The sequence below is a fragment of the Streptomyces spongiae genome (genome assembly GCF_009377185.1).
GTDB classification, from domain to species: domain Bacteria; phylum Actinomycetota; class Actinomycetes; order Streptomycetales; family Streptomycetaceae; genus Streptomyces; species Streptomyces spongiae.
Genome location: NZ_VJZC01000594.1, coordinates 1 through 6,106 on the forward strand (window position 1 = coordinate 1; position 6,106 = coordinate 6,106).

The window sequence follows — 6,106 nt, forward strand, 5'->3', positions numbered from 1 at the left end:
CCCGTGAGCCCCGCCCCCGTGTCCCCCGCCGGCGAAGGGTGTCCTAGCCGTCCACCTCGTACTGGCCGACCTCCAGGAAGTACCGCAGTTCCTCCGGAGTGCCGTCGAGGGCCTCCCGGGCGGCCGCGCGGAGCGCGTCGCTGGTGTTCGGGTTGCTGATGATGCGGACGATGGCGACGCGGTCGTCCTCGGCCTGGGCGAGGCGGTAGCCGGTCTCCAGGAAGGCGCGCAGGGATTCCGGGGTGTTGGTGTCGAGTGCCTTGTTGGCCTCGCGGACGACGCCGCGGCCGGAGTCCGGGTCGGACAGGATGCGGACGATGGCGACCCGGTCGTCCTCGGCCTGGGCGAGGCGGTAGCCCGTCTCCAGGAAGTGGCGCATGTCCTCGACGGTGCCGTCGAGGGCCGCGTTGGCCTCGCGGATGACCCGTCGGCCGGAGTCCGGGTCGGCCAGGATGCGGGCGATGGCGATGCGGAGTTCCTCCTCCGGCATCTCGTCCACCGGTATCTCGTCCACCGGCGTGGCGGAGCCGTCCGTGACCGACGTCGCCGTCACGGCGGTGGACGAGGAGGCCGTGCCGGCGGCGAGCGCCGGGGAGGCGAGCAGGAGGGCGGGCGCCAGGGCGGCCGCCGCGACGATCAGAGCACCACGGGTTAATCTCACGGGTGAACCTGCCTTGAGGAAGAGAGTCCGGGAAACGGGAAACTCGGCAGCGACTGCCGCCGGCAGGCATTCTCACACTCACCCGCGCCGGAGATCACTCCAATAAGCGGTCCTCGAACAAAGGAACGCACCGGGGCCGTGTCCCCCCTAGACGGGGAAGAGACACGGCCCCAGGTGTGAATGCCGGCGTGAACGCGATGTGACGGACGGTCAGTTCTGGATGACCATCGTGCTCGCGGCCTTGTCGTGCCAGCCCTGCTGGCGGCCCGACTTGTCCCAGAACGGCGACAGGTAGACCAGGAGCTGGCCGATGCCGCAGGCGAAGCTGCCGACCATCGGGATGATCCAGCGGATGAACGCGGAGCCGAGGCCCGGCTTCTGGCCGGTGTCCACCTTCACGACGCGCATGCCGAGGGCCATCTTGCCCAGGGTTGCGCCCACCAGGCCGGTCATCAGCCACTCGTAGAGCAGGCCGACGACGGCGAGGACACCGATCACGGCGCCGAACGAGGCCACGATGCTGGAGCTGGCGTCGTTGATGCAGGTGTTGTAGTCGGCGGCGGCCGGGTCGCAGTCCTGGGCCGCACCGACGGAACCGGCGACGCCGATGGCGGCGAGGATGAAGTAGATGATGCCGAAGGCCACGCCGTCGATCAGACGGGCGCCGAAGCGGCGGCCCATCGAGGCCACTCGGGGAGCGGCGGGCCCGCCCGGGTAGCCGCCGGGCTGCTGCGGGTAGCCGTAGCCCTGCTGCGGAGGCACGCCCTGCGGGGCCTGCGGGTAGCCGTAACCGGGCTGGCCCTGAGGGGCGCCCTGCGGGTAGCCGTATCCGGGCTGCGGGGCCTGCGGGTAGCCGGGCTGCTGACCCTGGGGGTAACCGGGCTGCTGACCCTGCGGGGGCCCGTAAGGGTTGTTCGGGTCGCCGAAACTCATGGCGGTGTTCCTCCGTTGGTGGGGACGACGCGCGGCACGTTCGGAGGAAGGGTCATCTGATGCGGTTCGTCCCCCCGGCGCTGCCCGCGGCACTGCGCGGTTCATCGTTCTTTAGGCTCGGCTTATTTGTCCAGCGGCATTCACTATGTGTTGTGCAAGTGCAACATCACTGATCATGGGTGGATACGAGGTGACCGGCATCGCCCATGGCGCGGGGGCGCCCGGATTGGAACCACGGGCAGGTCATCCGCGAGGATGGGGCCCATGACCGCCCAGATTCTCGATGGCAAGGCCACCGCAGCCGCGATCAAGTCCGACCTGACCGCCCGCGTGGCGGCCCTGAAGGAGAAGGGGGTCACGCCCGGGCTCGGCACGGTCCTGGTCGGCGACGACCCCGGCAGCCAGAAGTACGTCGCCGGCAAGCACCGCGACTGCGCGCAGGTGGGGATCGCCTCCATCCAGCGCGAACTGCCCGCGACCGCCACGCAGGAGGAGATCGAGGCGGTCGTACGGGAGCTGAACGAGGACCCCGCGTGCACCGGCTACATCGTGCAGCTGCCGCTCCCCAAGGGCATCGACGAGAACCGCATCCTCGAACTGATGGACCCGGACAAGGACGCTGACGGCCTGCACCCGATGAACCTGGGCCGCCTGGTGCTGAACGAGCCCGCGCCGCTGCCCTGCACCCCGAACGGCGTCCTCACCCTCCTCCGCCGGTACGGCGTCGAGATCAAGGGCGCCGAGGTCGTGGTCGTCGGCCGGGGCGTCACCATCGGGCGCCCGATGCCGCTGCTGCTGACCCGGCGCAGCGAGAACGCCACGGTGACGCAGTGCCACACGGGTACGCGCGACCTGGCGGCGCACCTGAAGCGCGCCGACATCATCGTCGCGGCCGCCGGTTCGGCGCACCTGGTCCGGCCCGAGGACGTGAAGCCGGGCGCCGCCGTCCTGGACGTCGGCGTCTCGCGGTCCGCCGAGGGCAAGATCGTGGGCGACGTCCACCCGGGCGTCGCCGAGGTCGCCGGCTGGATCTCGCCGAACCCCGGTGGTGTGGGCCCGATGACCCGCGCCCAGCTGCTGGTGAACGTGGTCGAGGCGGCGGAGCGCGGTGTCGGCTGAGGCGGCGAGCGAGCCGGAGGGCACGGTGAAGGACAGCACCCGCGAGGACGAGACCCGCGAGGACGAGACCCGGGGGGACGAGACCCGGGGGGACGGGCCGGAGGGCGCCGGATCCCCAAGGGGCGGCGCAGACTCCCCGGAGGGCGACGCCGGCTCCCCGGAGGGCGGCGCCGGCTCCCCGAAGGGCGACGCCGGCTCCCCGGAGGAGAGCGCCGAGCAGACGGTCCGGGACGCGATCAGCGCGCCCGACGCCACCGGGGAACCGAAGCGGGCCACACGGCGCTTCCCCCTGTTCACCCGTGACACCGCGCGCCCCGAGGGCGGCGGCCGCGCGGCGCCCCGGGGCGCCCCGGCCCCGGCCCGTCAGTGGCCGATCCTCGCCGTGCTCGGTGCCGTCGGGCTCGGCCTGCTGCTGACCGCGCTGGACGTGTTCCGCTACGGCACGATCCTGATCGGCGCCGCCCTGCTCGCCGGCGCGGTCCTGCGCTGGACCCTGCCCGACGTCGGCATGCTCGCCGTGCGCTCCCGCTTCACCGACATGGTCACGTACGGCGTCCTCGGCACCGCGATCGTCCTGCTCGCGATGATGGCCCAGCCGAACCCGTGGCTGGAGATCCCGTTCCTCGACGACACGCTGCACTTCACGATCAAGTGACGCGGCCCGCGCCCGGACGTGTGACGGCGCCCACTCGGCGGGCCGGGAACCCAGGGCGGCGGCCCGTCCTCTCCCCCGAGTAAGGACGGACCGCCGTCGGGATCCACAGTCGTGCACGCTGAACACGCTGTTCAATGTCTGTCAGCCCGCTGTGGCACGGAGGTGACCATTCCGCCACTGTGTCCGCATCCGCCACGGGGTGCGCTTCCGCGTGCCGGCGCGGGCTGACCGGTGGGAACCGCTCCGCCGTCCGGCATCGTCACTCGCTCAGACCGCCGCGACGTCGAGGAAGTGAGCGATGAGTGCTGCCTGGCAGCCGTTGCCGGACGGGCTTCCGCCGGAGGTACGGCACTTCGTGGAGCAGTTGCGGCTCCTCAAGGACCGTACGGGCCTGAGCCTGGTCGCGCTCGGCGCGCGCACCGCGTACAGCAAGTCGTCCTGGCAGCGGTACCTCAACGGGACCCAGCCGCCGCCCCAGCAGGCGGTCGTCGCCCTGTGCCGGGTCGCCGGCGAGGACGCCGAACGCTTCGGGGTGCGCTGGGAGCTGGCCGTACGGGTCTGGCCGCGCCCCGCGGCGACCACTGAGCCCGCCCCGGACGCCGCCTCCGAGGCCGTGCCGCTGCGGCCGGGGGAGGCGTACTCGCGCGGGGCGTACGAGGACGATCCCACCCTCCCGTGGTGGGACACCCCGGAGGAGGAGCCGCGAAGCCGGCAGCCGGGCCGTCTCGCCCTCTACGCGGCCCTCGTCGTCCTCATTGTCCTCGTCCTTCTCGCCGCCGCACTGATCGGGGCCGTCACCCTGACGTGACGAACTCCTTCGTTCGGGTGAAATCTCGGTTGGATTTGGCTGTGCCGTAGCCGGGTCGCGTTGGTGCACGCGTGGCTGTTGACGGAGAGGGCGCTCTCGTCGCCCCTAGTCGTTGCCGGTGCCCCTGTGGTGCATGTGATCCCCACTTCCGCGGGGTCCTGGTCGGCTTCCGTTTCTGTGCATGTGTGCCTGTTGTGTCGATGCGTTGACAAGTTCGAGGATTTGCCGCGAGAGCGCTCAACGCCGGGGATAGCGTGGGTAATTGGGATGCTTCAGGACGTCCCGCACGCCCATCAGGGGTTTCGTCGGGTCGTACGGGACGGCGGTGGGACAATGGACCGCGGACCAACGGGTGTGCAACGGTGCATGCCCCGGCCCCAATGCTTCCGTGCGCGCCCCCACTCCGGGAACTGACATCCTGACCAGGCGCATCCCACAGGTTGGTCCGCAGCGGGCGTAACGAACGTAACGAGACGTAACGAGATGTCCGGAACCCTTCGGAACGCTCTCCGTACGGTCGAAAATAGGGTCGCGGACTCGGACGCTCGGACGCTCGTACTCGGCGAGGGCACCATGCGCGGGAGAAGCAGTACGGGGAGAAAGATCAGGCACGTTCGGGGGGAAAAGAGGGGGGAGCAATGCCTCGTTGGAGGGCCTTGCCCGATGAACTCGATCCGCAGGTCAAGGAGTTCGCCGGCCAGCTGCGGCGGCTCGTCGACCGCAGTGGTCTGAGCATCGCAGCGTTGGCCGACCGCACGGGTTACAGCAAGACGTCCTGGGAGCGCTATCTGAACGGTCGGCTGCTCGCTCCCAAGGGGGCGATCGTCGCGCTGGCCGAGGTGACCGGGACCAATCCCGTCCACCTGACCACCATGTGGGAGCTGGCCGAGCGGGCCTGGAGCCGCTCGGAGATGCGCCACGACATGACCATGGAGGCCATACGCATCTCCCAGGCGCGCGCCGCGCTCGGGGAGCTCGGGGAACTCGGGACGGCCTCGCCGCCCGCCAAGGGCAAGAGCGGCAGGGCGAGCCGTAGCGCGACCGCGACGCCGGGTGTGGCGGGCCCGGCGGGCGTGGCGCCCACGGTCCCGCCCTCGGTTCCGTCCCAGGGGGCGGCTCCGGAGGAGGAGCGGGGGTCGTACAGGCCGGCGTCGTCGGGGCAGTCGTCCGCGGGCTCGTACGGTTCGGCTTCCGCGAGCGGCGCGGCTTCCGGCAGCGGTGGCGCCGGGAACGGGGCTTCCCGGGGCGGCGGTTGGGGAGTGGCCGCCTCGCCGTCGGACCCGTCCGGGCCGTCGCGCGGCGTCGGGGCGCCCGGTGGGCCGGGTGCGCCTGGAGGGCCGGGTGCGCCTGGAGGGCCCGGTGAGTTCGGGCCGGCCGCGACCCCGCAGGACGCCCGGCCGGGCGGGAGCGGTGTGCCCGGCGGGGGAGGGGGCAAGCGGCGGCTGACCATGTTCCTCGCCGGTGTCGTCGGTGCGGGTGTCGTGGTCGCGGCGGCCTTCTTCTTGACGAACGGCGGCGACGAGACGGCGGCCGACGACAAGCCGTCCACGCCCACGACCTCCGCCGGCACCAACCCCGATCTGCCGCCCGGTGTGAAGTGCAGTGGCGCCAGTTGCACCGGCAAGGACGCGGAGGCCATGGGGTGCAGCGGCGAGCTGGTGAAGACCACCGACAGCGTCACCGTGGGGACGACCCAGGTCGAGGTCCGCTACAGCAAGACCTGTGACGCCGCCTGGGCGCGGATCACCGCCGCCGCGCAGGGGGACGAGGTGCGGGTGAGCGTGGGCAAGGTGAAGCAGGCCGCCACGATCGACACGGTGGGGGACGCCACGGCGTACACGCCGATGGTCGCCGTGAAGGACGCGGGGGATGCGACGGCGTGCGTGACGCTGGCGGCGGGCGGTCAGGAGGGCTGCACGCAGTAGGGGGC

6 protein-coding genes are annotated in these 6,106 nt (G+C 71.7%); 4 read left to right on the forward strand and 2 right to left on the reverse strand.

The annotated features are described in order from the left end of the window. Window positions 1-43 precede the first annotated feature (43 nt). A complete protein-coding gene (locus tag FNH08_RS42340; RefSeq protein WP_322726346.1) occupies window positions 44-661 on the reverse strand; it encodes an ALF repeat-containing protein in 618 nt (205 codons plus the stop codon). Between the two features lie 210 nt (window positions 662-871). Next, a complete protein-coding gene (locus tag FNH08_RS42345; protein WP_152776832.1) occupies window positions 872-1,594 on the reverse strand; it encodes an RDD family protein in 723 nt (240 codons plus the stop codon). Between the two features lie 264 nt (window positions 1,595-1,858). Here FNH08_RS42345 and FNH08_RS42350 point away from each other — a divergent pair, with 264 nt between their 5' ends. The 4 genes from FNH08_RS42350 to FNH08_RS42365 all read left to right on the forward strand — a co-directional run bounded on the left by FNH08_RS42350 (window position 1,859) and on the right by FNH08_RS42365 (window position 6,101). Further along, a complete protein-coding gene (locus FNH08_RS42350; protein ID WP_152776833.1) occupies window positions 1,859-2,713 on the forward strand; it encodes a bifunctional methylenetetrahydrofolate dehydrogenase/methenyltetrahydrofolate cyclohydrolase in 855 nt (284 codons plus the stop codon). A 235-nt stretch (window positions 2,714-2,948) separates the two neighbouring features. Next, window positions 2,949-3,368 carry a DUF3017 domain-containing protein gene (locus FNH08_RS54235; protein ID WP_407704564.1) on the forward strand — a complete coding sequence of 140 codons (420 nt, stop codon included), beginning with the start codon at window positions 2,949-2,951 and terminating at the stop codon, window positions 3,366-3,368. A 298-nt stretch (window positions 3,369-3,666) separates the two neighbouring features. Next, a complete protein-coding gene (locus tag FNH08_RS42360) occupies window positions 3,667-4,176 on the forward strand; it encodes a helix-turn-helix domain-containing protein (protein WP_152776834.1) in 510 nt (169 codons plus the stop codon). Window positions 4,177-4,832: 656 nt separating this feature from the next. Beyond that, entirely contained in the window at window positions 4,833-6,101 is a 1,269-nt protein-coding gene (locus FNH08_RS42365) for a helix-turn-helix domain-containing protein (protein WP_228034710.1), read from the forward strand. Window positions 6,102-6,106 lie beyond the last annotated feature (5 nt).

What these genes read in the sequence shown, in the direction of transcription:
- FNH08_RS42345 (WP_152776832.1), bottom strand. Translation starts at nt 1,594, where the DNA reads ATGAGTTTCGGCGACCCGAACAACCCTTACGGGCCCCCGCAGGGTCAG.
- FNH08_RS42350 (WP_152776833.1), top strand. Translation starts at nt 1,859, where the DNA reads ATGACCGCCCAGATTCTCGATGGCAAGGCCACCGCAGCCGCGATCAAG.
- FNH08_RS42360 (WP_152776834.1), top strand. Translation starts at nt 3,667, where the DNA reads ATGAGTGCTGCCTGGCAGCCGTTGCCGGACGGGCTTCCGCCGGAGGTA.